The 25,483-nt window shown below is 66.4% G+C and carries 12 protein-coding genes; 4 read left to right on the forward strand and 8 right to left on the reverse strand.

Annotation, left to right across the window (positions count from 1 at the left end; translation table 11 throughout):
• Window positions 1–195: 195 nt before the first annotated feature.
• The 3 genes from A7D17_RS20850 to A7D17_RS20860 all read right to left on the reverse strand — a co-directional run bounded on the left by A7D17_RS20850 (window position 196) and on the right by A7D17_RS20860 (window position 5,180).
• Window positions 196–2,946 (reverse strand): S8 family peptidase, encoded by a 2,751-nt coding sequence (locus tag A7D17_RS20850; RefSeq protein WP_064510851.1) that lies wholly within the window; start codon window positions 2,944–2,946, stop codon window positions 196–198.
• A gap of 1,258 nt (window positions 2,947–4,204) precedes the next feature.
• Window positions 4,205–4,837, reverse strand: coding sequence for a carboxymuconolactone decarboxylase family protein (locus tag A7D17_RS20855; RefSeq protein WP_064510852.1), 633 nt, complete (start codon window positions 4,835–4,837; stop codon window positions 4,205–4,207).
• A gap of 124 nt (window positions 4,838–4,961) precedes the next feature.
• On the reverse strand, window positions 4,962–5,180 hold the full coding sequence (locus A7D17_RS20860) for a hypothetical protein (protein ID WP_064510853.1): 219 nt from the start codon (window positions 5,178–5,180) through the stop codon (window positions 4,962–4,964).
• A 283-nt stretch (window positions 5,181–5,463) separates the two neighbouring features.
• Between A7D17_RS20860 and A7D17_RS20865 the strand changes: the two genes are divergently transcribed.
• Window positions 5,464–5,880 (forward strand): hypothetical protein, encoded by a 417-nt coding sequence (locus A7D17_RS20865; protein WP_064510854.1) that lies wholly within the window; start codon window positions 5,464–5,466, stop codon window positions 5,878–5,880.
• On the forward strand, window positions 5,877–7,199 hold the full coding sequence (locus A7D17_RS20870) for a PQQ-dependent sugar dehydrogenase (RefSeq protein ID WP_064510855.1): 1,323 nt from the start codon (window positions 5,877–5,879) through the stop codon (window positions 7,197–7,199). The genes A7D17_RS20865 and A7D17_RS20870 overlap by 4 nt, the downstream gene beginning before the upstream one ends.
• A gap of 813 nt (window positions 7,200–8,012) precedes the next feature.
• On the opposite strand, the gene A7D17_RS20875 is transcribed toward A7D17_RS20870, so the two are convergent.
• From A7D17_RS20875 to A7D17_RS20885, 3 genes are all read right to left on the reverse strand, one after another.
• Window positions 8,013–8,288, reverse strand: a complete 276-nt coding sequence (locus A7D17_RS20875) for a hypothetical protein (protein ID WP_064510856.1) — start codon at window positions 8,286–8,288, stop codon at window positions 8,013–8,015.
• Between the two features lie 152 nt (window positions 8,289–8,440).
• Complete coding sequence (locus tag A7D17_RS20880) at window positions 8,441–8,866, reverse strand: YqaA family protein (RefSeq protein WP_064510857.1); 426 nt, start codon at window positions 8,864–8,866, stop codon at window positions 8,441–8,443.
• Between the two features lie 217 nt (window positions 8,867–9,083).
• Entirely contained in the window at window positions 9,084–9,626 is a 543-nt protein-coding gene (locus A7D17_RS20885) for a TetR/AcrR family transcriptional regulator (RefSeq protein WP_064510858.1), read from the reverse strand.
• Window positions 9,627–9,833: 207 nt separating this feature from the next.
• Between A7D17_RS20885 and A7D17_RS20890 the strand changes: the two genes are divergently transcribed.
• A complete protein-coding gene (locus A7D17_RS20890; protein ID WP_239692263.1) occupies window positions 9,834–10,451 on the forward strand; it encodes a DUF1349 domain-containing protein in 618 nt (205 codons plus the stop codon).
• Window positions 10,452–10,502: 51 nt separating this feature from the next.
• Entirely contained in the window at window positions 10,503–11,642 is a 1,140-nt protein-coding gene (locus A7D17_RS20895; protein WP_064510859.1) for an MFS transporter, read from the forward strand.
• Window positions 11,643–11,813: 171 nt separating this feature from the next.
• Here A7D17_RS20895 and A7D17_RS20900 read toward each other — a convergent pair whose 3' ends face one another.
• Both A7D17_RS20900 and A7D17_RS20905 read right to left on the reverse strand, forming a co-directional pair.
• Entirely contained in the window at window positions 11,814–13,130 is a 1,317-nt protein-coding gene (locus A7D17_RS20900; RefSeq protein WP_153042012.1) for a PstS family phosphate ABC transporter substrate-binding protein, read from the reverse strand.
• A gap of 264 nt (window positions 13,131–13,394) precedes the next feature.
• The gene (locus A7D17_RS20905) at window positions 13,395–25,472 is read right to left on the reverse strand and encodes a filamentous haemagglutinin family protein (protein ID WP_064510861.1); all 12,078 of its coding nucleotides are present in this window, start codon (window positions 25,470–25,472) and stop codon (window positions 13,395–13,397) included.
• Window positions 25,473–25,483 lie beyond the last annotated feature (11 nt).

Here is a 25,483-nt window from a genome sequence, read left to right on the forward strand (position 1 = left end):
CCAAGCCCCGGCATGCCGGGGCTTGGTGGGTGTGCCTGTTGATGAAAGCGCCCTTTGGAAAATCGAGAGCGCTATCGTTGATCGTGGCGCTGTCGGGATTCGGTATTCGGTATTCGGGAGTGGGCATTCGCTCGATCGCCGGCATCAACGCGCCTGGCCTTGGGAGCGGAGACAACCCTGCGGGCGCAGGCGTGATCAGAACTGCCAGCGCAGGCCGACATTGGCATTGATGCTGTCGGCGTCCGACCGTCCGCGTTCTGCACCCACGTTGCCGTAGACGGAGAACGCATCGTTGACTTGGTAACGCACGCCGACCGAAGCACGTGCCGCCTGCTTGGTGACCGGAGCGCCGGAGACAGTGAAGCGCGCTTCCGGCAGACCGGTGAACCACGCAGTGAAGTCGGCATTCGGTTGACCCAGCAGCGAGCGATAGGCGAGCAACCCATCAAAGCCCCACTTGCCACGCGTCAGATGGCCACGCACACCGGCCTCGGCGTAGCCGGCACGCAGGCTGTCGCTGCCGGCGCTCAGGCCCAGGCCGGTCGCCGAGGCTTCGCTGAATGCGTCCTGGGTCTGGTTGACCACACCCGCAGCGACGAACGGCGACACCCCTGCCTGCGGCATCAGCCCGACTTCTGCACGCAGCGACCAGTTGCTGTCATGGCGGCGATCCTGCAGACGCTCGCCGACGGTGCCGGCCTGTACCGTGCGCTCGGAGTCCACCGTGCTCATGCCGTACGAGCCGATGCCTGACAGGTAGGCCTGGCCGATGGGCTGATAGAGATACGCCGTCATCGCATAACGGTCCGAGCGCAGACGGCTGGCCGAGGCATCGATGTGCGCGCGGTCCTGGCCGGACGTCACTGCCGCACCGACGATGGTGCCGGCATGACCGAGCGGAAGGTCCACCCCGAAGGTGGTGGCTTGCTGGGTGTAGTCGGCCGAGGCAAAGCCGTTGCGGCTCAGGTCGCCATCCAGGTAGCTGCCCTGCACCCAGGTGGTCAGGGTGGTGGTATCGGCCAGGTAGGGCAGGCGATCGGCAGCAACCCGCGCATCGTTGAGGGCGGACTGGAAGCCCAGCGTACGCTCCACGCCATGCACCTGCCCGGTCAGGGTCGGCAGCGATGCGGCAACCTGTGCATCGGAGGCCGCCAGCAGCGAACCGGTGGCGCTGATCAGACCGCCCAGATTTGCGGTATCACCGGAGGCCACGCGCGTGTCCAGCACCTTGACCAGGGTATCGGCCTGGGTGGCGCCTGCAACCACTGCCTGCGGAGCGCCGGCGGCCTGCGCGCTGCTGGCCGAAGCATTACGGGTCAGCGTTGCGGTGACCGTGGTCGGCGCATAGGCAAGCGACGCGGTCCAGAAGAAATTGTTGGCATATTGCACGCGGTCGAAGCTGCCTTGCAGCGTGCCGGCCCTGAGGATGGTTTCAGTGTTGCCGACGCGATAGTCAGCGGCTTCGGGCAAGAGCAGCAGATTGCCCTTGAGACTGGCCTGGCCGGTGACGGTCAATCCCTTGCCCAATGCGATGGCGGTGGTGCCGGTGCTGTTGACCAGGCTGTAGCCGCCGTTGATCACGCCGCCGCGCGATTCGAAGGTGGCCGAGTTGGCCACCAGCAGATCCGAGCGCAGACTGCCGGACAGCGCGAGCACGCCGTCAATGATGGTGGTGCCGCCGGTATAGCTATTGTTGCCGCTCAGGGTGAGCCGTCCGGCACCATTTTTGGTCAGGCTGCCGCTGCCGGAAATATCGTTGCTGAAGGTGCTGTCGTAGCCTGCACCCACATTGGCCGACCAGTTGCTGGCGAACTGGCCCGGTCCATTGATCGCCTTGGCGGCGTTGACCAGGCCCCAACCATACAGCGCATCCACACCAGGAGCGCCCAGGTCGGTGGCGGTGGTCAGCAAGGTCTGCTGCAGGTTGGACGCGCTCATCCACGGATACACGCCCAGCACCTGCGCCGCGACGCCGCTGACGGCAGCGGTGGAGAACGAGGTGCCGGCAATCTGGCCCTGCAGTTCGGTGCCGGCCAGCGCCGGCGCGGTGAAGCTGCCCGGTGCCACCAGGCACCACTGCGCGGCTGCGCCGCAATGGTTGGAATAACTGGTCAGGCCCGCCGGGTTGCCGGCGCTGTCGACAGCGATCGCGCCTACTGCCAGCCAATTGTTGCGCACGCTGGCTTCCTGCACCGGGGTGGCGGCCGGATACGCTGCCTCGGCGGCGCCTTCGTTGCCGGTGGCGGCCACGATCAGTGCGTCGGCCTGCACCAGCGGCGTCAACGCAAAACGCCAGGCGGCGGCGGCATTCGCGCTGCTGGCGGCATCGGCGTACGACGCGCCCAGCGACAGGTTGGCGATCCGCACACCGGCGGCGGCCAGACCCACCGCAGCGTTGCGGGCCTGCTGGGTGCCGCAGGAATTCTCTGCGCAGATGCGTGCATAGAACAGGTCTGCATCCGGCGCCACGCCACCGGCAAATCCGTCCTGGGCAGAACCCAGCACCAACGCCGACACGATCGTGCCATGGCCGCGCAGCGCGTTGGAAGAAGACTCCGGCGTCCCCGGGCTGGCGGTGTAATCGGTGAACCCATCAACCTTACCTGCGAGCGGTGCATAGCTCTGCACCAGGTTGTCGTCCAGCACCGCAAGCTTGACGCCCTGGCCCCGGGCACCGGCCTGCTGCGCCAGATCGGCATTGATCGGCACCAGCAGATTGCTGCCCACGCCCTGGTAGCGGGGAGGTGCAGGCGTCGGAACCGGCGCGGTCTTGGGCAGCGGGTCGGAGGTGGGACCCGGCGTGGTCGGCGTGGTCGGTGTAGGGGCAGGCGCGATCACCGTGCTCTGCGGCGGGTCGCTACGGACGTTGCCGCCACCACCACCGCCACCACAGGCGGTCAGGACAAGGCAGGATGCGATGGTCGTAGCGAGCAGCGAGCGATTCATGGGTTGGTCGATTCCGTTGATTGAAGGCGCGCCGCACTGCTGGATCTGACAATGGCGCAGAAGATCCCCGCGCCGATGGCTGCTGGCGCAGGCGGTGGTTTGGCACATTGATCACTTCAGCCTTTTGCTGATCCGTCCCCTCGGATCCGCGCAATACGGTCATCAAGGCGCATGGCTGAGATATGTTTCAATGTGCTTGCGATTGTTTAACGGCGCTAGCCAATGACTCTAAAGTCTGAATGGACAGTTGCTATTCAGATAAAATTTCCGCTAATTGATGGCAGTGATTTATTCCATAGCCAGATCGAATTAGACCGCCCCTAACAGCTGGAAATTCAGAAAAACGTGGGAGCGAACGCAACAATAGCGAGTCACATTTAAAATGCGGCCACGATCCTAAATGTACGGCTAGATCAAGGTAATCGGGGAATCCCGTAGGGTGGTAGGTGATCCACCTACGCTGGTGTGGCGGATTCCAGCGCCGCTTAGCGTCTCTAACGGACTCCAGCGTACGCCAGTATCTAGTGCAGGAATTAAACTGCCCGTTGTGGCGTTGGACGCTCGAAAATCTCGTGCGTCAGGGCGAAAGGCCATTTGCTCGGGAAGGAGGGCCAATAACTGGTGATTGTGCGTAATTCAACGCTCTAGCCAGGATAAATTATCAATTAGATTTAAAATCAAATTTAACGGAATAAGGGGGCTTTTATCCAAGCCAAATGGAAGCTGGATTAGAAAAATAAAAAATTTACGAATTGATCGGCTCAACTGATTAAACGTATGGATTCCGGCTGCTATCGGTAAAGATGTCGCGGTAGCGTCGGTTAGATTACTGCCCAGCCTGCTTCATGCACGGCTGCACCAACTTTGGTCAAAGCATGCGATCTGCCGGGCGCTGGAGCGCCGCGCCTGCATCGGGCCGACGCGGCGATTCCTGCAGTCGACGTCTGGCACTACGCTCGCGACTGGCGACCGGCGACGGAGATCCGCCGTCGATGCAGTGGTTGGTTGCGCAGATGACCGGGCGCGAACAGGCCTGCTTTGCATTACATACGTGAAGGTGCCCGGCCTTGACCCGGTGTCGGATCACCGCCGGCCTGGGCGAACCACGCAACAGGACAGGCTGGGTGATCTGGAAACTCCTGTTTTCGCTGGACCCACACCGCCAGCCGCCGGCGACAGCGCTGAGTAATGCCGGCTCGGCTTGATCACCGCCAGGCACGCAGGTTTCAGCCAGCGGTATTCTCACAACGACGCATGCCTACTGCGTCTTCGCCAGTGCCGCCTTGGCGCGCGTGCCGGCGGCGGCGCCGACACGCTTGTCCAGCACCTGTGCCAATGCGTTGAGCTGCGCCGTGGTCACGCCGATGTTCAGGCTGATCTTCAGATGCGACTGCAACTGCGCTTCCACACCCTCCAGCGCGGCGAGCATGCTCACGGTGGCCAGCTCACGGCTCACCCAGTCCAGGTTGTCGCGCGCGAAGATGTCGCCGAACAGATGGGTCTTCAGATACTGGTCGATGGCCGGCGCAAACTCGAACAGCGGCCCGGTCACCGGTGTGCCTGCCAGTTGGGTTTGATTGGCGGTCCCCACTGCGAGCAATGCCTGGCCGGACGGCACCGGGCCCGGCGAATCGCCAGGCGGGTCGACAACGCCACGCTGCCGTCGTGCCTCGATGACCTGCATCAACGCCGCCAGCGCATTGAGGCTGCGCGGAAAGCCGGCGTAAGCGTAGACCTGCACCAGCACTTCCTTGCAGTCGTTGATGGTCAGGCCTGCGTCGAGGCCGGTGTCCAGCACCGGCTTCAACCGTTCGATATCGCCCGTTGCCGCAAATGCGGCGATCGGGGCGATGGCTTGCTGCCTGGGCGACAGGCTTTCGGAAATAGGCATCACGATTGACTCCGGGGGAGATGCTGCCGCGGGGGAGGGGCAACGACACAGAGGACTGCAACGCGACGCATGCCGCACGCAAGCGGGCATCGCGCCGATATGCAGCATGGGGGCACTCATAGATCTAGGGGTCGATGCGCGTGATTCCAAGCGTAGCGACGCTGGTGTGCGGCCAGGCATCGCCGCGTTGCATCACCTGAAAGTTCCGGTCGTGCGCGTGCTGGCGCAGATAGCGCGCAAAGTGGCCGCGCGCCTCGGCGGTGAAGAACCCGGGTGTATTGCCATCGAACAACGCCAGGCACGCAGCGAGGTCGGCGGGCCTGTAGGGACGGATCTGCTGCACTCGAACATGTTCCTGGTCGGTGGTGTGGTGAAGACCTGCGCGAGCGGCGTCTTGCAGCGATCAATGTGGCAACACTCGGGGGGGCGGTCGAGATTGCCGATGCGGGCCTGCGCGTGGTGGCGCTGCGTCGACCGCGGCGTCGTAGCGGAGTGCGCCCGCATGCATCGGCCAGCAACGCAATGGCCTGGGGACACAGGCATGGCGTCCGGCCCATATCGTCCTGCTCATCACATGCAAGCTGGCAGCATCGGATTCACGTCTTGCCATGCCATACGAGTCCGCCATGAATGCAACCGCTGTCCCGACCCGCTTGCGGGCCATCCATCCGTTCCACGCCGCCATCCTCGGCGGCGTGTGGCCATTGTTCCTGGGCACGCTACTCAGCGATTACGCCTACTGGAGCTCGTACCAGATTCAGTGGAGCAACTTCGCGTCGTGGTTGCTGGTCGGGGCGATGGTGATGACCACCATTGCATTGCTGGCCGCGGTGATCGGGCTGGTCCGCGGTAACGGCAAGCGGGTCTACCTGCTGGCGCTGGTGGCCACCTGGGTGGTGGGCTTCTTCGATGCCCTGCATCACGCACGCGACGCATGGGCCATCATGCCGGGGGCGCTGGTGCTGTCGGGCATTGCGACGCTATTTGCGGTGGTTGCCGCCTGGTCGGGGCTGTCCGGTCTGCGTCTGGGAGGTGCACGATGAGCCGCCAATTCCGAGTGCTTGCGGTCTCCATCCTCGCTGTCGCGCTGGCAGCGTGTGGTCAGGCGCCCGAGTTGAACCAGCATGGCGCGACGCCCAAGTTGCCGGCACCCGATCGCGGCGTGCTGCCGGACATGACGATCGCCGAGCCCACCGCGTGGGGCAACAGCACCCCGACCGTGCCGGCGGGCTACCGCATCACCGCCATCGCGCGCGATCTGGCCATTCCGCGGCAGACGCTGGTGCTGCCGAACGGCGACATCCTGGTGGCCGAAGGCCGCGGCGGCTCTGCGCCCAAGCTCAAGCCCAAGGACATCATTGCCGGCCCGATCAAGGCCAAGGGCACCACCCAGGTCAAAAGCGGCAATCGTCTGACCTTGCTGCGTGACGCCGACGGTGACGGCACCTATGAATTGAAGACCGTCTTCGCCGACAAGCTCAACGCGCCGTACGGGCTTGCGCTGATCGGCAATGCGCTTTACGTCGCCAACCAGGATGCATTGGTGCGCTTCGACTACCGCGACGGCCAGACCAAGGCCAGCGGCGCGCCAAGCAAGCTGACCGACCTGCCGTCGGCCATCAACCATCACTGGACCAAGGCGCTCACCGCCAGTGCAGACGGGCGTTATCTGTATGTAGCGATTGGCTCCAACAGCAACATCACCGAACGCGGCATGGATGTCGAAATCGATCGTGCGCAGGTCTGGCAGGTCGATGCGGCCACCGGCGCGCACAGGCCGTATGCCACCGGCCTGCGCAATCCGACTGCGCTGGCCATCCAGCCCGGCAGCGGCGTGCTGTGGGCGGTGGTCAACGAACGCGACGAAATCGGCCCTAACCTGGTGCCCGACTATCTGACCTCGGTTCGCGAAGGCGGCTTTTACGGCTGGCCCTACAGCTACTGGGGCAAGCACGTGGACACGCGGGTCATGCCGCAGGATCCACAAAAGGTGGCCTCGGCAATCGAGCCGGACTACGCCTTGGGCTCGCATGTGGCAGCACTGGGCGTTGCGTTCTCCGCGCCGGTAATGGGTGCGAAATTCGCAGACGGCGTCTTCGTCGGCGAGCACGGCAGCTGGAACCGTCATCCGCCGGTGGGCTACAAGGTGGTGTTCGTGCCGTTCCGCGACGGCCGGCCCGCGGGTGACCCCATCGACTTCGTGTCCGGCTTCCACGGTGAGGATGGCAAGACGCGCGGCCGCCCGGTAGGCGTCACGGTCGACCCGCGCGGCGCGCTGATCGTGGCCGATGACCTGGCCAATATCATCTGGCGTGTCACTCCCGACACCGCGCCAGCATCGCCGCCGCAGGCGATGCGCTGAGGCGGTGCGAGCAATCCCGACGCAGGCTGTCACGGCGTTCGCGCCGTGACAGCGTTGCAGCGTGATCCTGCTGCGGCATGATCTCGTCATGGCATCTGAAACGCTCGGCAGGTACGTCGATTGCATAACACGTTCTTCCCAGCCGGCATTGAATTCGCACCGTTGCAATCGCTGCGCGCCAGCAAGCCGCTGGCAGCGGCGCCAAACGTTCCGCGCCGTTGATGGATGCAGCATCTTTCCATGCAATGCGCTGGCGCAGCATACGCAGCGCCACAAGAGCGCCTGCAGCGGCCACCGCGCTGGCATTGAGCGGAGGACTGCGTACGGCCCAGGGTTGTGCGCGTTCCAGTTGCGCGGCCAGCGCCAGCAGTGTGCTTTGCTCGCCAACGCGCGCGGCAACGTGGGCGCCGATCGGCAACCCGGCCGGGCTCCCCACGCCATGCGACGATCGCGCCGATGTCCAGTGCACTGCGTTTGCCCACGATGCGTGACGATGGGATGCGCGTGCGCCATGCCGGCCGCGTGGCAGTCGGCGACTGGGCAGCGTGCCAGCGACAATGCCGCGCGATGAAGAGCACACCGCAGGCAGAAACAAGAAGCCCCGCAATGCGGGGCCTCTCGGTACCGATTCAAGAGCAGCGAAGAGCATTTCGCTAGCGCACTTCAGATGGCTGCAGAGGCCACGCCCGGAAACGGAGTCCACGAACGGAGCATGCCGATGTCGCGTACCGATCGCACGCCGCTGGTGGCGATGCACCCGTTTTCCTGGCTGCTCTCAGCGACTGAGATGGCAGCAATACTGCAACCATGCACTCAGGGCAGATCGCACTTGATCTTGCCATCCACGTAATAGGGTTTTGGCACATCCGGATTGGTGCTGGTCTTTTCGAACACCACCTCGAACGAGGCCATGTCCACCTTGCCCTTGCGCGACTCGCAGGCCTCCTGCAGCTTCTTCTTGACCGCGGTGATGCCGGCCTCGCGGTTGGCGCCATCGGCGCTATTGGTCAGGTTGGCAACCTCGGCAGAGGCCAGGGGGCTGAGGCCAAGCAGGCATCCAGCGAGCAGCGTGCTATGCAGCTTCTTCATACGATCTCCTTTGCGATGTCCAATATGCAGCGTCCTGTGCACCGCTTCAGGCTTGCGGCGCGCCGACAGCATAGGCGCGCCGCGTTAAGCGGCCGTGCGCAATGAGGGGCGGCGTGGCCTCACGCCGGGCCCCCTGCACGCCGCGTCCAGGCTCAGGGAATGAGCGTCAGCGTTGCCGCAGCAACCACGAGGTAACGTGCGGTCTTGGCGATCGCTACCAATGGCAGAAAGATGCGCAGTGGCTCGCGCATCACCCCGGCGGCCAAGGTGAGCGGGTCGCCGATGATCGGCATCCAGCTCAATAGCAGCGACCACCTGCCGTACTTCCCGTACCAGCGTTGGGCACGCTCCAGGGCGCGTGGCGTGACCGGAAACCAGCGCCGCTGCTGGAAGCGCAGCGCCTCGCGCCCGATCCACCAATTGATCAGCGAGCCCAGTACGTTGCCGAGGCTGGCAACGGCCACGAGCCCGGTGACCGAGCCGCCGTCCAGCAACAGCGCCGCCAATGCCGCTTCTGACTGCGCGGGCAGCAAGGTGGCAGCGATCAACGACAGTGCGAACAGCGAAAGATAGGTCACGAACGGCCTTGGACAGGTGGGAGCGGGGCAGGCCGTTGCTGGTATCCGGCGCGTGAGGCCAGTGCACGCCAGCCGACGATCGCATGCCAGTCGATCATCGCGTGACAGAAACAAGCGCACTGCAATGCGTCTGCCGGTGGCAAGAGGCGATTGGAAAAGGCAATTGGAGTGAGGTACGACCGTGCCAGCTCTCGCAAGAATGCGCGGCCACCGGCCTTTACAACAGGGCCAGCTGCCCCACGGCATTGCGCACGCTCTTCTTGGTCATGCGCACCACCGAGCGATGGATGGTCATGCCTTCGATCAACGCGTCGATCGCGCTGGCCGCGGGCTTGGAGAAATGCAGCTCCAGCGCAGTCCTGCTGCGTGCCATCCATTGCTCCATGATGGCTGTCATCTCCGGATGGCGGCGGGCGAAAGCGTACAGCTCGTAGCTCAGCAACAGAATCCGTGGCGATGCGGTGGCGTCGGCAAAAATGATGCTGACCACCGCGTCGCAGGCCTGGTCGCGGTTCCTGGCTGTGCGGATCTCGGCGGCGAAGTTGTGCGAGACCTCCTGCGAAAAGCGGGTGAAGGCGGCGATCAGCAATTCGTGCATGGACCCGAAGTAATAGGTGGTCGCGCTCAACGGCACGCCGGCTTGCTCGGCAACCTTGCGGAAGGTCGTGCCGGCCACACCGTGGTCCACCACCACCTGCAGCGTGGCCAGTTCGATGTGTTCCTTGCGATGGGGGTCCTGGCGCCACGTCCTGCCGCTCATCTGTATCCACGCCTGTTTCGATGCTGCGATGGTAATCCAGAGTTGACGCGCCAATTGGTACGGATGTACAAATTAGCCATTGCCGCTGTCCTCAAGGCAGATGAAGGCGCTTGCGGTGTGGCGAACTCGAAGAGGGAAGACATGAATGAATCCAAGCAGGTCGATGTCGGGCGCAGGCTGACCCTGGGTGGCCTGGCGGCCGGCGGCATGGTCATGGCCACCGGTGCAGGCGCGGTGGCTAGCAGCTCCTGGCAGCGAGGCACCTGGCTCAACGCACCGAAGGTGCATCGCGTCCTGCAAGGGGATGTGCTCGACGTCGTGACCGACGAGGGAACCGACTTCTGGCGCGAGACCCATTACGGGTTCACGCGTGATAGCGGGCATTTCCTCGGCATCGCGGCCCCGGCGGCATTCACCTGCCAGGTCCGCGTGCGCGCCCGGTTCGAGCAGCTCTACGATCAGGCCGGCATCATGATCCGTGTCGACGAGCAGCATTGGGTCAAGGCCGGCATCGAGCTCAGCGATGGGCGCGCCATGCTCAGCAGCGTGCTCACCAATGCAACCTCGGATTGGGCTACCGGCCCGTATGAAGGCGATGCCTCCGATTTCTGGATGCGTGCCACGGTCGAAAAGGGTGTGCTGCGGCTGCAGGCATCCCGGGACGGAAACTACTGGCCCTTGGTGGGACTGTGCCCGTTCCCGGTTGCCGCGCATTATCTGGTGGGGCCGATGACATGTACGCCCGAGCGCGAAGGATTGCAGGTGCAGTTCTCCAACTGGGAACTCGGCCCGGTGCTGGGCAAGGATCTTCATGATCTGTCCTGATCTGGTGGTTGCTGTCCCACGACGTTCCCGGTGCCCGCGTTGATGGCAGGGATGCAGTCATCCTCGCCACGCGCGCAGCAACTCGCGACACGCGCGGCCTTTTTCATTCCCGGATTCGCGGTATCGATCTGGGCACCCCTGGTTCCCTTCGCCAAACAGCAGTCGGCGCTGGACGAGGCCAGGCTGGGTGTGGTGTTGCTCTGCCTGGGCGCGGGATCGCTGCTGGCGATGCCGCTTGCCGGCCTCTGGGCATCGCGCATGGGCTGCAGGCGCGTGATGCTGGTCACCGTAGTGATGATGTGCGCGGCACTGCCGTTTTTAAGTGCACTGCAGTCTGCGGTGGCGTTGGGGGCGATGTTGTTCGTGTTCGGCGCCGGCGTCGGCGCGATGGACTGCACGATGAACATGCAGGCAGTGGCGGTCGAACGCGATAGCGGTACGGTGATGATGTCCGGTTTCCACGCGTTCTACAGCATCGGCGGGTTTGCCGGCGCGTTGTTGATGACAGTGCTGCTCAGCAGTGGCATGACACCGGCGCTGTCCTCGATGAGCGGCGTGCTCGCCATCGTGTTGATGACTGCCATCGCGGCCCCGCACTGGAGAACGGAGCGAGCCGCGCACGAAGGACCATTGCTGGCATGGCCACGCGGCAGCGCGCTGTTCATCGGCCTGCTGGCGTTTGTCGTGTTCCTTGCCGAGGGCACCATCCTGGACTGGAGTGCGGTGTTCCTGACCCAGGTTCGCAATGTCGACGCCACCAAGGCCGGCGCGGGCTATGTGATCTTCGCACTGACCATGACCGCCATGCGGCTGTGCGGCGATGCGTTGGTGCAGCGCCTGGGACGCACACGCGCGATCATGCTGGGCGGTGTATGTGCCTGCGTGGGCTTCTCGGTGGCGGTGCTCACGCCGTGGTGGGAGCTGTCGCTGCTCGGCTATGCGTTGATCGGCCTGGGGTGCGCCAATATCGCGCCCGCATTGTTCTCGATGGCAGGACAGCAGCGCGCCATGCCGGAGGGCATGGCGATCACCGCGATGACCACGCTGGGTTATGCCGGCGTGCTGGCCGGCCCCGCACTGGTCGGTTTCGCCGCACACGCTTGGGGACTGACGGCCGCGTTGATGGCGGTGGCCGCAGCGATGCTGGCGGTCGCGGCGTCCACGACCTGGCTCAGGCAGGACACTGGCTGATCGCACGCTGCATCGAGCGCTGTCAGGCAGGAATGCCTGGATGCCGGCAATCCGGTTGTTTCGAGCGCATGGTTGCCGATGTCGACGCGCATTACCAACCGGCGCCTGTAACGAAACGGCGGGCATTGCTGCCCGCCGTTCGCTTGTGACGCATACAACACTGCGTGCGTGTTATTGCAGGCAGGTGCTCACCGTGTTCTGCACCGAGGTGCGGAATGCGGCAACGCCGTCCAGATACGCAAAGCCGGCCGGCAGCGCCGGACGCGTGGTGCTGCTGTAGAAGATGCCGAACAGATCCTTCAAGGCCTGCACGTGCGCCGCGCTACCGTTGCCATTGGTGTAGCCGGCCACGTAGGTAATCGCTGCGATCGGGTAGGCATTGGTGATGGCCGCAGCGGGGTTGACCAGGCGCACGCAGTTCTTGGTGGCCTGCGTTCCGCTACCCGGCGCGGCGTTGACGGTGGCGCCGTCCAGCACACGACCGCTCAGCAGTGCCGTGGCCGCCAGCGACACCGGCGTGGCGTTCTGGCCGAACAGCGCCGGATCGAAGCCGTTGACCTTGGCGTACCTGGCCGACTGCAGCAGCACTTCACCGATGTCGGCATAGCCCACTGCGTTGGTGTTGGCACTGGCACGCACGGCAGTGACCACGCCGTTGTTGCCGCTGGCGCCGATGCCGCGCGACCCGTACACCGTGCTCACGCCGCCCGGCAGGGCCGCATTGAAGGTCTGGTTCGGGGTGAAGGTGAAGCCGGACGGCACATTGGCGGTGCCGTTGCAGGTGCGCGCCAGGTAGCTGGTGAACGCAAAGCTGGTGCCGCTGCCATCGGTGCGGTACACGATCTTGATCGGGCCGGTGGCGCCGCTGCCGGATACCAGCGACCAGTCGCTGACCTGGCCGGAGTAGACCTGGCAGACCTGCGCGGAGGTCAGCGCCAGCGCGGTGGTCGCGGTGCTCTGAGCGATTGCGATGGCGCCGGCGATGGTCGGGATCTGCACCACGCCGACACGGGCGGCGGCATTGCTGCCATTGAGGAAGGCCTGGTAATCGGTGGTGCTGTACGGCGCATCGGTGCCGATGAAATCCGGTGTGGCCGATGCAGCGCTCAGGCCGGCGGGGGCAACGCTGAAATCATTACAGGCCTGGTTGGCGGCGATGCTGCCGGCCAGGCTGTTCTTGCCGGTGCCGCTGCCGGTCTGGCAGTAGGACACCTTGTTGCTGTTGGCGCCGGCGCTGTAGGCGGCAAAGATGGATCCGGCGCTGATGCCGGCAACCGTGCTGGAACCGCCAGCGGTATTGCCGGCATTGGTGGACAGGCGCGCGTCCGGATTCGGCGTCAGGTAGGCATTGCCGACATACGGCTGGGCCGGGAACGTGGCGCCACCACCATACAGATTTTCTGCGGCCATTGCCGGAGCGGCCAGCACGACGAGGGCGGCCGCGAGGGCGGCGGTCAGCGAAACGGGGGATTTGATGAAATTACGCACTGCTTTTCTCCTTCATTGGAAAACAGCGGATCGGATGGGTGTATCCGTGCGAGTGAATGCGATGAGTCGCTATCGCAATCACAGGCTGCGCGCGTTGCATTATGGTGGTGCGACAAATCGCGGATTGTTTTATGACGCCCGGTAAATGCGACATTTCGCGATTTTTATTTACGACCACGTATTATTTTTTATCAATCTGTCAGATTAACTGCAGCCTCATGTGCAGATATCGCAGTTGCGTGACGAGCACGACCGAGACCATGTTTATGGTCCCGGTCGGCACCGCGGATCGTTGTCGGCGCATTCGCCGAATCCGACCACCTGCACGGTAATCACCGACGGCATGTCATTGACGGTAGGCGGCCGCTTGGCCATGTCGTTTGCTGCATTGGCCACGGCTGCGGCGGCATTGGATGCACTGCTGAGTGCGCTGGTGTTGACGCTGCGCGTGGTGCCCACGCCCACCGCGTCGCCTTGTACCTGGATGTTGTCGGCGTTGGCGACGAATTGCGATGCAACCACCAGATTGCCCGCGACGCGGATACCGGCATCGCCGGCGTCCACGGTGCCGCGCGGTGCGACCAATACCGCGTTGCCACGCGGATCGTCGGCAGTCAGCTGCAGGGTGGCGATACCGGCACCGCTGACCTGGCCGCTGGCATCGAGCATGCAGAACTGGTCCTGGTCGCACAGGTACCTGGCGCGCGAGCGTTCGGCGCTGGTCTTGCTGCCCTTGCCGGCATTGATGTCACCATTGGAACTCCACACCGTCAGGTCGCCGCCGCGCTGGGTAAAGATGCGGCTCTGCGCCAACAGCACGTTGGCGTCGGTGAAGATGCCGATAGTGCCGCGTCCCACGGCCAGGATGCCTTGCTGGGCCGGTCCGATCAGCACGTTGCCCTGGCCGTCGACGACGGTCGGCGGCGCCAGCACGCTGCCGATCTGCAAGCCGCCGCCCGGGCCGAGCACACGGATGTCGCCGCCGCGTTCGGTCTGCAGGGTGGAGCCGCGCATGTCCAGCGTGCCGGTTAGGTTGCGCACGCTGGCACCGTTGGCGCCGCCGTCCAGATTGTTGCGCGTGTAGCCCAGGCGCGAGGGGAACAGCAGGTCGATGGCCGCGTAACCACGCGCATATTTCTGGAAGTCGGCACTGGAGGGCGTGGCATAGCCTTCGCCGACCTGCTTGAGTACATCCAGGAACACCCGCTCGGTCAGCAATCTGCGCGTTGAGGCCGGCAGTTGCGAAAACGCCTGCCAGGCCTCGGCTGGCGTAGACAACGATGCCGGTGCCGTAGTGAGCGCACGCTCGGCCGCTGCGATCGACGGCGTGCCTGCTGCCGGCGCGTCGGTAGCGTGCAGGCGGGTGAACGCGAGCAACCACTGCCGATAGGTTGCTGTGCTCTGCGCGCTGGCCGGATCCAGGTACTGCCCCGCCAATGCATCGGCATCTTCGCCATTGGCAACGCCATAGCGCACCACCAGATCGGCGCCGTCGCCGGGCAATGCGGTATTGCTGCGGTTGCCAGTGGTGCGGATGCCGCCGGCGTTGCGATCGTTGAGCAGGCGGGCGCTGAGTGCTTCGTTGGCCGACGTCAGTGGGCCCAGGTTACGTCCGGCTTCCACTTCGAAGGTGCCCGGGCCGGCCAGTTCCAGCCAGCTCCAGCGCACGACCTCGCCCTGGTCGGGGCCGCCCTGCACGGGCGTGTAATAGAGGTCGCGCCCGGCCTGTACGCGGGTCACATCGGTCAGGCGATAGTTCTGCGCGCGCAGGTCAAGGTTGACGATATCGCCGCCGGCGCGGATGTCGGCCTGCTTGGGCAGTTTCAGTGTCAGCGGATTGACCATGAAGCCATCCAGGGAATAGCCACCCACCAGGTCGCCGTCGCGGCTGTACACGCGCACCGGTTGCGTATCGTCGCGATGCAGGTTGAGCTTGTCGGTTGCCGCCGCCGCGATGTCTTCGCCGGCATAGGCGCCGGCTTCGTCGAGCATCGCCAGGTCGAACTTGCGCTTGTCGTTGGTAAAGGTGTTGTCGAACAGGCGGATATCGCCTTGCGCCAGCAGTTGCAGCTGGCCCTGCGCCGATGGGAACAGGCGGCCGCTGTTTTCGATCTGGATCGCACCGGCGTGGGCGGTTGCGGACAACTGTGCGGGCAACACGCTGTCGAACACGCCGTCGGTGAGGAACACGCTGTCGGTATCGCGCCCGCGGTCGCGCTGGCCGTGGAAGAACAGCAGGCCGGGCAGCTTGAGCGTGCCGAGCCGCAGATCGCCCTGCAGCGTATCGATGGATACCGACGATGCCTGGCCATAATCGGTGGTGGCGCGCGTGCTGTCGCCCAGCAACGGCCCGATGGTTCCGGACGCGTTGAGATACGACGGATTGACGATGGCGCCGAGCGCGGCGTCGCCTCCGGCATGCACCGACCACTGCCCCTCCTGCAAGGCGAGGATGGGATCGATGGCACTGCTCACCTGCCGCTGCGTGCCGCCGGCATCGAAGCCCTGCGCAGACAGCGAGAACGCACTGCCCAGGCTGCCGCCGGCGCTCAACCTGCCTTGTCCATGGGCAACGAAGTAGTCGCCGCCCAGGACATCGCGTCCGGCAGCCACGTCAAGGTCGCCACCTGCATAGGTCTGGCGGCCGTCGGCGGTGAGCACGTAGCTGGTGGGCAGCGACACCGAGAGTTCGCGGATATCGCGCCCGGCCTGCACCGCGACGTCGCCGCCGCTGCTGAGCACGCCCTGCGCAAAACCTCCGTAGTTGATCAGCCCCGCGCGTGGCGTGGCGCCATCGGCGCCCACCGGGTTGCCGACCTGCAACCACGGCCACCAATACTGGCCGACATAGTTGTCGACCAGGCCAGTACGGCTGCCGTCGCGATCGTAGATCTGTCGATTGCCGAGGATGTCGCGTCCGGCCTGCAACTGGATATCGCCGGCCGCTTCGGCATTGGCCTGTGCACTGACGATCTGGTCGGCCGCGCGGCTCACGCTGCCGCCGGACTGGGGATCGCCGCTGCGCACGAAGGTGACATTGGTGCCGACCTCGCTGCCGGCGGCCGGGCGGCCCGCGCTGTAGATGCTGGCCGGTGCGTCCGCATCGGCCAGTTGCAGATCGCGCGCCGCGGCGATGAGGATGCTGCCAGTGCCGGTGCGCACCACATTCGGTAACAACAGGTCCTTGCTGTCCGCCTGCCGATAGCGCTGGTGGCCGTCCAGCACCACATCCGCCGTGCTGCCGGTCCGCAGGCCATCGGGGCGAATGCCGGCAAAGTCGGCGCCGGCCACGATGCGGTAGCTGCTGCTGTCGCCGCCGATCAAGCTGGTAGTGGCAATGGGCAACGGGTTGTTCGCATTGACCTGCAACGATGGCGTGTTCTGCGTGGCTGCCGGCAACAGGGCCCCCAGCACCGGTAGCGAGGGAGGAGTGAAGGTGGGCAGCGGATACTCGCCCAGCGCGGTGTAGAACGCCGACAGATCGAGCACATAGCGTTCGTAGTTGCGCAGATACTGCGGGTAGTCCGCCGGCGAGGTCGGTGCGCCGGGCGCGATCGGCTGGCCAGGATAGTCCTGCACCGGCCACGCAAGATCGGGCGAGTAATTGCCGATGAAGCCACCCAGCAAGGTGTCGTACGGGGGCAGGGAGCTGGACAACTCCGCTTGTGGCTTCTGCAGCATGTCGAGCAGTTGCAGGTACTGACCGTAGTATTGCGCGGCCTGTTCCTGGTCGCCGCCCAGGCTGCTCGGTGGCGCCGGCACCAGCCCATCCAACGAAGCGAACAGCTGGTCCTGGCCGAAGGCCAGCACCGCCTGGTAACCGGCTTGCGCGGTGGGGTAGGTGGCCTGCGGGCCGCCGCCGCCGAACGGGTTGCTGAGCTGGTAGAACCCATCGCTGAGGCTGGCCTTGATGATCACGCCGGAATCGGCGCGCAGGCTGACCACCGGCGCGGTGCCGTTGTAACGGAAATCCAGCTGATTGCGGTTTGCGCCGGCGCCCAGGTTCCAGCTGCTCAGCACGCGGATTTCGCCGCCGTTGATGCCGGGATCGGGATTGCGCAATTCGATGCCGGGGCGCGCACGCAGATTGGGCACCGTGGCCAGGCGTTGCTCGAAGCGGAAGCCCGGGCGCTGCACGAAGCCCATCAAGGTGCCGGGCGTAGCCGCCGCATCGTCGGCATAGCCATAGAACTGCCGATGCGTGAGGTTCGCGCTATCGGGGGTGAACACGTAGCGGCTCAGGTAGTCGGCAATCTGCGCCGGGGTAGTGGGCGCCGTCGCCACCGGGTTGCCGGCCAGATCCGACCAGCTGCCGGCCAGCAGGTTGCCCTGCGCGTCGTACCAGCCGGCTGGGTCGACGATGCCATCGAAATGCTTGGCCGGATCGCTGCTGGCATCGGTGGTGCTCCATACCGCGTATGCCTCCAGGCCGACCTCGCGTGCGCCACGGATGCTGGCGCCATCGGCGACGATCACGTTGACCTCCCCATCGTTCAACAGTGGCGTGCGCAGTTGCACATCACCGCCGGACAAGCCACCCGCACTGCCACCGGAAACGTCCAGGACGGCGGCAGCGCCGATGGCGATGCTGCCGGCCGCTGCGGCCTGCACATTCTGGTAGCCGAAGTCGGGATTGAGCGTGCCGTCGGCCATGCCGCTGCTACCCAGCTGGATGCTGCCGCCACGCTTGTCGGCAGCACTGCCACGCGCCAGCAGCTGGCCGTTGATTTCCACGCCGTGCCGCCCCCACAGCGCGATGCTGCCGCCCTGGCTGCCAGATGCATCGATGCGCCCGTCGATGCGCACAGTGCCGTTCTGCGCATCGCGGCTGGCCGCTGCCGCGCCGCCGTCGGCGGTGAGGCTGACACGTGCGGCGCGCAGCGTGCGGTTGGCCGACAGCACCAGGTTGCCGCTGCGCGCATGCACATCCACGCTGCCGGTGAATCCGCCAGCCGCCAGTTGCAAGGACAGCGGATCCAGCGCCACCGCAGCGCCCGAATCCAGCGTGAAACGGCCACCTTGGCCCTGCGCGGCACCTCCGTCGATGGCACCTGCCAGGCTGATGCTGCCCTGGGTGGCCGAGAGCGCGAGCGCACCTGCATTGGCGGCGCCGCTGGCGCGCACATCCAACCGCGTGGAGGCGTCGGCACTGACATCGCCTTGCACGGCATCGAGCGTGATGCTGCCGCCCGGCGTTGCCTGCACCCGATCAAAGAACACGTTCGCGATGCCGGCGGCATCCAGGTTGGCGCCGTCGTGCAGGCGCACGCCGGCTTGCGTGCCGCGCAGATGGATGGCGCCGGAGTTGGCGCGGATCAGCGCCGTGCTGTCGATGCTGCCGCCTTGCAGGGTGATCCGGCCACCCAGCGCACCCGCACCCGCGATGTTGCCTGCGGTGCGTTGCAGACGCAGGGCGCCTTGCGTGATCAGCACCTGGTCGGCACCGGCATCGGCCTGCAGCAGTGGCGCGCGTAGGTCCACATCCACAGTGCCGAAATCGAACTGGCCGCGGTCGCGCACCAGCACCTGTTGCGTGGCATCCACCGCCACCGCACTGAAACCGGCCAGGTGTTTCTCGCCGCCGGCAAAAGCAACTTCGCGGCCTTGCAGGTGCAGCAGACCGCTGCCGGCAAGCGTGTCGCCCGCGCCCGCGCCAGCCGCTGCTGCGCCCAGGTTGGACAAGGTCAAACGGTCCGCACGCAAGCCCACATCGCGGCCGTCGCCGACAAAACGCGTGGCGCTGAGCGTCAGGGCATTGTCCACGCGCAGGTCCAGTCCACCGGCAAAGCGCATGTCGCCATAACTGTGCAGGCTGATGTCCCTGGCCTGCGCGAACTGCGCAAGGCTGGCCAGGCCGAGCACCAGCCCGTCGGCGTCGCTGTTGGCGGCCTGGGCATCCAGCCGTATCTCACCGGCGCTGGCGTCGATCCGTTCGCCGCGCAGCACCGCACCGGCGGCAATGGCGCTGGCGCCGGTGGAATCCAGGGTCAGTGCCGCGCCGCCGTCCAGCTGCGCACCATTGCCGATCTGCAACATGGCGTGCGACTGCGCTGCGTCCGGCACGTTGGCGCGCTGCACGCTCGCTGCGCCAACGCTGGACAGCCGCAGCAACGCGCCGTCGCCGCTTTCCCCGCCCACACTGCCGAACAGCAAAGGCGCGCCGGCACGGGTGCCGCTGCCGCCCTGCGCCTGCAAGACGCTGCCGGCATCGATCCACACGCCGTCGTCCTGGGTGCTGCCGGCGGCCGTCAACAGCAGTTCGGGCGCACGCAACGCGCTGTCGGCAGTGTTGCTCACGCGCACGGTCTGCGCGCTGACATGCACGCGCGTGCCGTCTGCGGTCTGTTCGCGTACGCCGCCCAGCAGCAGGCTGCCGGCATTGAGCGCATTGAGTGCGCCGGCCTCGATACCGACATAGCCGCTGGCCGCCGCCTGACCGGTACCGAGCACCTGCAAGGCACGGGCGGCGATATCCACCTGCGCTGCATTACCGCCGCTGGACGCCGCGGTGGACAGCGTTGCACCGAGGCCGAGCCGGTCGCCGGCGGCCAGGATCAGCTGGCCGCCATCGCGTGGCAGTTGCGTGGCACCCGGCCGGCTGCCGAAGAATGCGGTGGCGCTAGTGCTGGTGTATTCGGAGTATTGCCCCCAGGTGGCGGCCGATTGCACCTCGAACAGCTGGTTGCGAGCGCTGCGCGTGCCGCTGAGGGTGTCGACGAAATGGCCCGCCACCACAGCGCTGCCATCGGGTGCGACCAGGTTGAGCGCAGATGTCGCATCGACGCTGTCGGGGCGTACCACCACCCGGAATGCGCCCGGCAAGGTGGCATAGCGGGCCGGCAGCAAGGTGTAGGTGCCGGCGGCCAGCCCGGGGACGCCCTCCAGCTGCACGGCACTGCCCAGTGCAGGCGCGCCGCCATTGCGTTCGAAGCTGGCGTCGCTGGCGGCCAGCAGCGATTGCACTCCGGGCACGATGGCGTACACGCTGCGCCCGTCCGGATACAACGGCAGCGGCGTGGCCGTGCCGCTGGCATAACTGGTGTTGCTGGAAGACAGCAGGTCGCGGCTGCCACCGGTTCCCGGGACCCATTCGCTGGCCAGCAGATCGCCACCGCCAGAGAGATCCACACGAGCGCCGGCATCCAGCGCCACCGCCTCGCCCTGCACGCGAATCTGTTTCTGCGGGAGTGCGGTCAGGGCTGGCGAGGTGCCTTGCGGAGTTCCGTCGTAACGCCACTGATTGCCATCCACCGTGGTGCCGTACGGCATCACCGCGCCTTCCAGCGAGACCGAGGTCAGGCTGCCGTCCGTCAGACGCACCTCGCGCGTGGGCGTGGTGGCCCGATCGCCGAACACCGGATCGGCAGCGCCATCGCTGCGGTCGGCCACGCCCAGCAGCAGGCGGCCACCGGGCGCGCGCAGGCGGCCTTGCTGCACGATGCTGGTGGCGTCCAGCGCCAGCGTACCGCCTGCCGACAAGGGCACGGAGGGCACCTCGCCCTGGGCCTGCAGCTGGATCCGGGTGTCGGCGCGGCTGCCATCGGCAGTGGCAGCGCCGAGCGCGCGGACCAGGAAGGTCTCGCCACTTGCCGGATAGATCTGGGCGGCACGCAAGGTGAGATCGCCAGCGGTCAGCAGTTCGCCGGCACGCGGAATCGCAGCGCCGTTGGCGGTCTGCGCGTAGGCATAGGCCACGGGGGTGTGGAAGCGCAGCGCTCCGGTGCTGGACAGCACCGCCGTGCCGACCCCGTCGAACGCCACCTGCCCACCGATGTCGATCTGCTGCGCCTGCACCTGCAAGCTGGTATCGCCGCCGGTACGCGGCTCGGCCAGCCGGACGTCGCCGGCGCGTTGCGGGCGGTAACCGTTGAGACCGACATAGGTCGCGCTGAGCGCGACCCGGCTGCTGTCGGCGAGTGCGGAAAAATCCTGAGCGTCGCCACGCAACAGCGCATACGACGGCGCGTTGAACAGCAACGCACGCGACACCGACAGCGCGACATCGCCGGCGAAACCGATCGGCACCAGCGGTTGGGTTTCATCCGGCGTCTGGTCGCCCACCACCAGCGTATCGATGCCGCTGCCGCTCAGGCGGTCGGCGGCGAAGTACAACGGCCCCGGCCCCGGCGCCGCGTTCGCCTCGGTCAGCGGCACGCCGGGCCGCGCACTGTGCGGCAGCCGGCTGTCGTGTTGGGTGAAGATCACGCCGCTCGGCCCCGGCAGCAGCAGGCCATTGCCGGACTGCAATTGCAGCGGCTGCAGTGACAGGCTGCCGCCGCGATCCAAGGCAGTGCCGCCGGCAGCACGGATGCTGCCGTCGAAGAACAGGCCGGTGGCTGCTGCCAGCTGCAGCTCACCGCCGGCGCTGCCCACCGTCTGCGCCTGCAACGGATCACCGGCACCGATCACCGCGCTGCCGCTGGGCAGGTCCAGCACCGCGGCACTGCCGCGCAGGTCCAGCTGCGCGCCTGCGGCCACGACCACTGCGCCGCTGTCGTTGCTGAGCGTGATCCTGCCGCCGTCGAGCACACGTCCGCTGCGCGGCTGCACCAGCCCCGCGGCGCTGGGCCGCCACGCGGCCTGTGGATCGAGCAGGGCAATGCCAGAGACATCCAGGCGGCTGCGCTCGCCCAGCCACACCGACTTGCCCGGCAGCGCGTACGGCTGGTTGGCATTGGTATCGGGCGATGGCGACAGGCCGGAGGTGGACGAGGTGTCGCCAGAGATGGCGATGCTGCCGCCATGCGCCTGGATCTCGCCCAGCACCGTGACCTGGCCGCGTCCGCCCAGGTGCAGGTTGGCGCCCGCATCCAGCAGCAGGCGCGCGCCGGTCTCCAGCACGGTCTGGCCGGTGGCGCTGTCCAGGCTGGGGTTGCCCGCCACCCGGCCGATGAAGTCGCCGCCGCGCAACGAGAAGTCAGCCGCAGGGCGGTAGAACGGGTCCAGCTGGCCCAGATGCGCGTAGCCGTTTCCGCCGGGCTGCGCCGCACCGGAGGTCACCGCGCGATCGCTCGGGGCGCCACGCAGCACCTGCAAGTCGGGGAGCAGGCTGCGTTGGCTCACGCGGACCTGGGTGCCCGCGACGATCGTGGCGTCGTGTTCGGCCGCCAGTTCGTAGGCGCCGAACCTGCCGTTGGCGAAAAAGTCGCCATCCAGATGCAGCACGCGTGCATCGCCCGGCGTCTGTCCGCCAATCTGCACGCCATAGGCACGCAAGCTCAGCGTGCCACCGCCGGCAAAACTGTCTGCGTGCAGGCTGGCCGGGTCGAACTGCAGTCGGCCGGCGTTGTCGGCTACCGGCAGGTCTGCGGTGTAGGTCGGCGATGCGGCGTTGTCGCCGGGGGGGCGCTGGTAGGTGTGCAGGGCGATGTCACCGCCCTGGCCGAGCGGGCGGCCATGGCGCAAGGTGAGCGTGCCATCGGGCGCGACATAACCGCCGCCGGAGGCATCCAGCACCACACCGGGCGCGATCAGCAGCGAGGCGCTGACGTCGCGCCCGGTGGGGTTGTCGGCGTCGCCCAGCGCCTGTTGCAAGGCATCGAGGGTGATGCTGCCGCCATCGACGAAAGCGCGCCCCACCGGGTCCAGCGTCATCCGCCGATCGTCGTTGACCCAGCGCCCGCTCACGTCCAGGCGTGCGGTGCTACCGAGCAGCAGGTCGCCGCGTTCCGGCACCTCGACGGCTCCCGGTCGCCAATCCTGCGGCCTGACCACGCCACCGCTGCTCTGCACCGCGATCGTGCCGGCGCGCGCGCTCAGGCCACCGTCGATCTCCACGCGCTGTCCCTGCAAGGCGATGCGGCCACCATCGGTGACCTGCAGCTGCGCGTCCGCATCGACCGCAATCACCGGGGCATTGCCGATGCTCACGTTGTGCAGGCCGCTGCCGTCGAGCATGCGGGTGGACAGTTGCGACCAGAACAACGGGTTGTCGCGTTGCTGCGCGGTGCCTGCGCTCCCGGGCAGCGCGGCGCTGGGCGTGTCGAGCTGCAGCCCCTGCGGCATCTCGATCGCAGTGCTCACGATCTGCCAGCTGCGCGGATCGCGCGGCGTGCCGTTGGTCTGCCCAAGCGTTGCGTTGTACAGCGCGGAATCGCTGTTGATGCTCAGCGTGCCGCCTTGCGGCATCTGGCCGTCGCTGCGTTGGTAACGCCCGGCGATTGCCTGCGCCGAGATGCTGCCGCCCAGTACCACCAGGCCGGAGCTATTCAATTCGCGCCCCAGCGCGATGTTCAGGGCGCCGCCATTGCCGCCTTGCAGATAGTCGCTCTCGAAGTAACGCCGGCTGCCCAGTAGCGGATTGGCGAACTGCTCGGTCACGCCCCAGCGGCTGTGTTGCACCGACTGGCTACCGGCGATGCCGAGATACCGCAGGTTGGGATCGGCGCTGGCCAGATCGTGCAGGCGTCCATCGGCGCCGAGTAGGCGCGCGGTCTCGACCATGCCGCCCTGCGTCTGCACATAGCCGCCGTCCAGATCCAGCTGCGCGCCGGGTGCAATCACCAGGTCGCGTGCGGCGATCGTGATAGTGCCGCCGTCCTGCAGCAGTTCATCGATCGCACGCGGTACCTGGTCCACATAGCCCTGGGCATTGAGCAGCGGGCTGCCCACCCAGGCCTGTCCATCCTCGCGCACGCCACTGACGCGGCGGTCGAACTGCAGCGATTGGCGGAACAGCACGCCATTGCGCTGCAGCGGCGCATCGGCCAGCTCGTTCAAGCCAACGCGGGGAATACGCACCAGATTGTCCTGCATGCGCTGCTGCACATTGGCGATACCCGATACACTGACCTGCGCGCCGCTGTCGATCATCAAGCGATTGTTGAGCGCGCTGCGGCCGCGCAGATTGACCTGGCCGGTCTCCGCGGCCAGGCTGAGCATGTCCAGCGTCCCGCCGGGAGCGAAGGTCAACGATTGCGATTGCAGCTGCATCTGCGCACCGGCCAGCACCATCTTCGGGCCGACGAAGGCAAGATCGGAGGCAGCGCTGGAGGTGGTGGTTTCGCCATCGAGCTCGGGCAGGGCAGTGGTGACCGAGCCGGGCGCCAGGGTCAGGCCGCCCCCCTTGTAGCCGGCAAGCGTGTTGTCGCCGATCTGGTTGTCCTGGCCAAGCGCCAGCAGCATCACGCTGCCGGGGCGGCTGATGCTGGTTGTGGCCTGCACCAGCCCGCGCTGTTGCACGTTGTAGCCAACCAGGCTTGCATTGCCGCGGGTGGCCACCACGCTACCGCTGTTATCCAGCGTGCCGACGCCGGACAGGTCCGAACCGCTGGGCGTGACGAACGCGCCAAACCCCAGCGGGGCAATCGAGCCGCTGCTGCCGAGCAATTGCTGCAGCTCCTGCGATTGCCGCAAGCCCAGCACGGCAGCCAGCAGCGCCTGGCCATCCTGCGCGCTGACGCTGCCGGCGTTGCTGACGTTGGGCGCGGCGATCAGGGTATACCCCTGGCTGCCGCTGGCTAGGCGTGCGCCGGATTCGATCCGGATATCGCCAGGCACACTGCCGGCACTGACTGCATCGATGCCGGTCAACACCACGCCGCTCTGGCCGGCGGCACCGAACAAACCGCGATTGAGGAAGGTCTGATCGCTGAGCGCACGATTGGGGTCGAACAGATCCAGCGAAGACACCAGCAGTGAATGCGCATTGACCTGGCTGCCGGCACCGAACAGCACGCCGTTGCGGTTGAGCAGATACACCTGTCCCGGCGCCTGGATGCTGCCGAGGATCCTGCTCGGCGCGGCGCCGGGGTCATTGACCCGATTCAGGGCGATCCACTGCGCGGCATCGCTGCCACCGGCCGACTGATCGAAACGCAGCTGGGTGCGGCTGCCGACGTTGAAGGTTTCCCAGTTGAGGATGGCTTTTTTCTGGGTCTGGGTGACGGTGACCTGGGTGGTGCCGTCGCTGAGCTGTTGCGTTGGCGCCCTGGCGCCCAGCCAGATGTTGCGCTGGCCCAGGCGCCGATCGCCGGCGCTCACGCTGCCCGGGTCGACCTGCAGGTTGTCCGGTAACTGCAGGCCGCCGCGCACCAGACCGTCCGGCACCGCGGAGGCCTGCGCCACCGCGGCCGCCGCACGTGCTGCCGCCTGGGTCGCATCCAGTGCCTGGCGTGCCTGCGCGGCACGCCGGAATGCCTGCAGGGATTTTTGCGCCAGCTGGCCCGCAGCCGCGGCCTGTACGCCCTGCTGCTGCACCGCCTGTGCCGCCTGCGCAGACGGATCGGCACCACGACGGACGAAGGGGCTGGACTGTGCGTATGCCTGATCGAGCAGGACCGTCGAAATCGCGGCGCTCAGCAGGAGCAGGCGCAGGGGACGGGAGCGACGTTTGCGGGTCATGACGGCATCCT

It is taken from the genome of Xanthomonas floridensis, from assembly GCF_001642575.1.
Lineage (GTDB): Bacteria > Pseudomonadota > Gammaproteobacteria > Xanthomonadales > Xanthomonadaceae > Xanthomonas > Xanthomonas floridensis.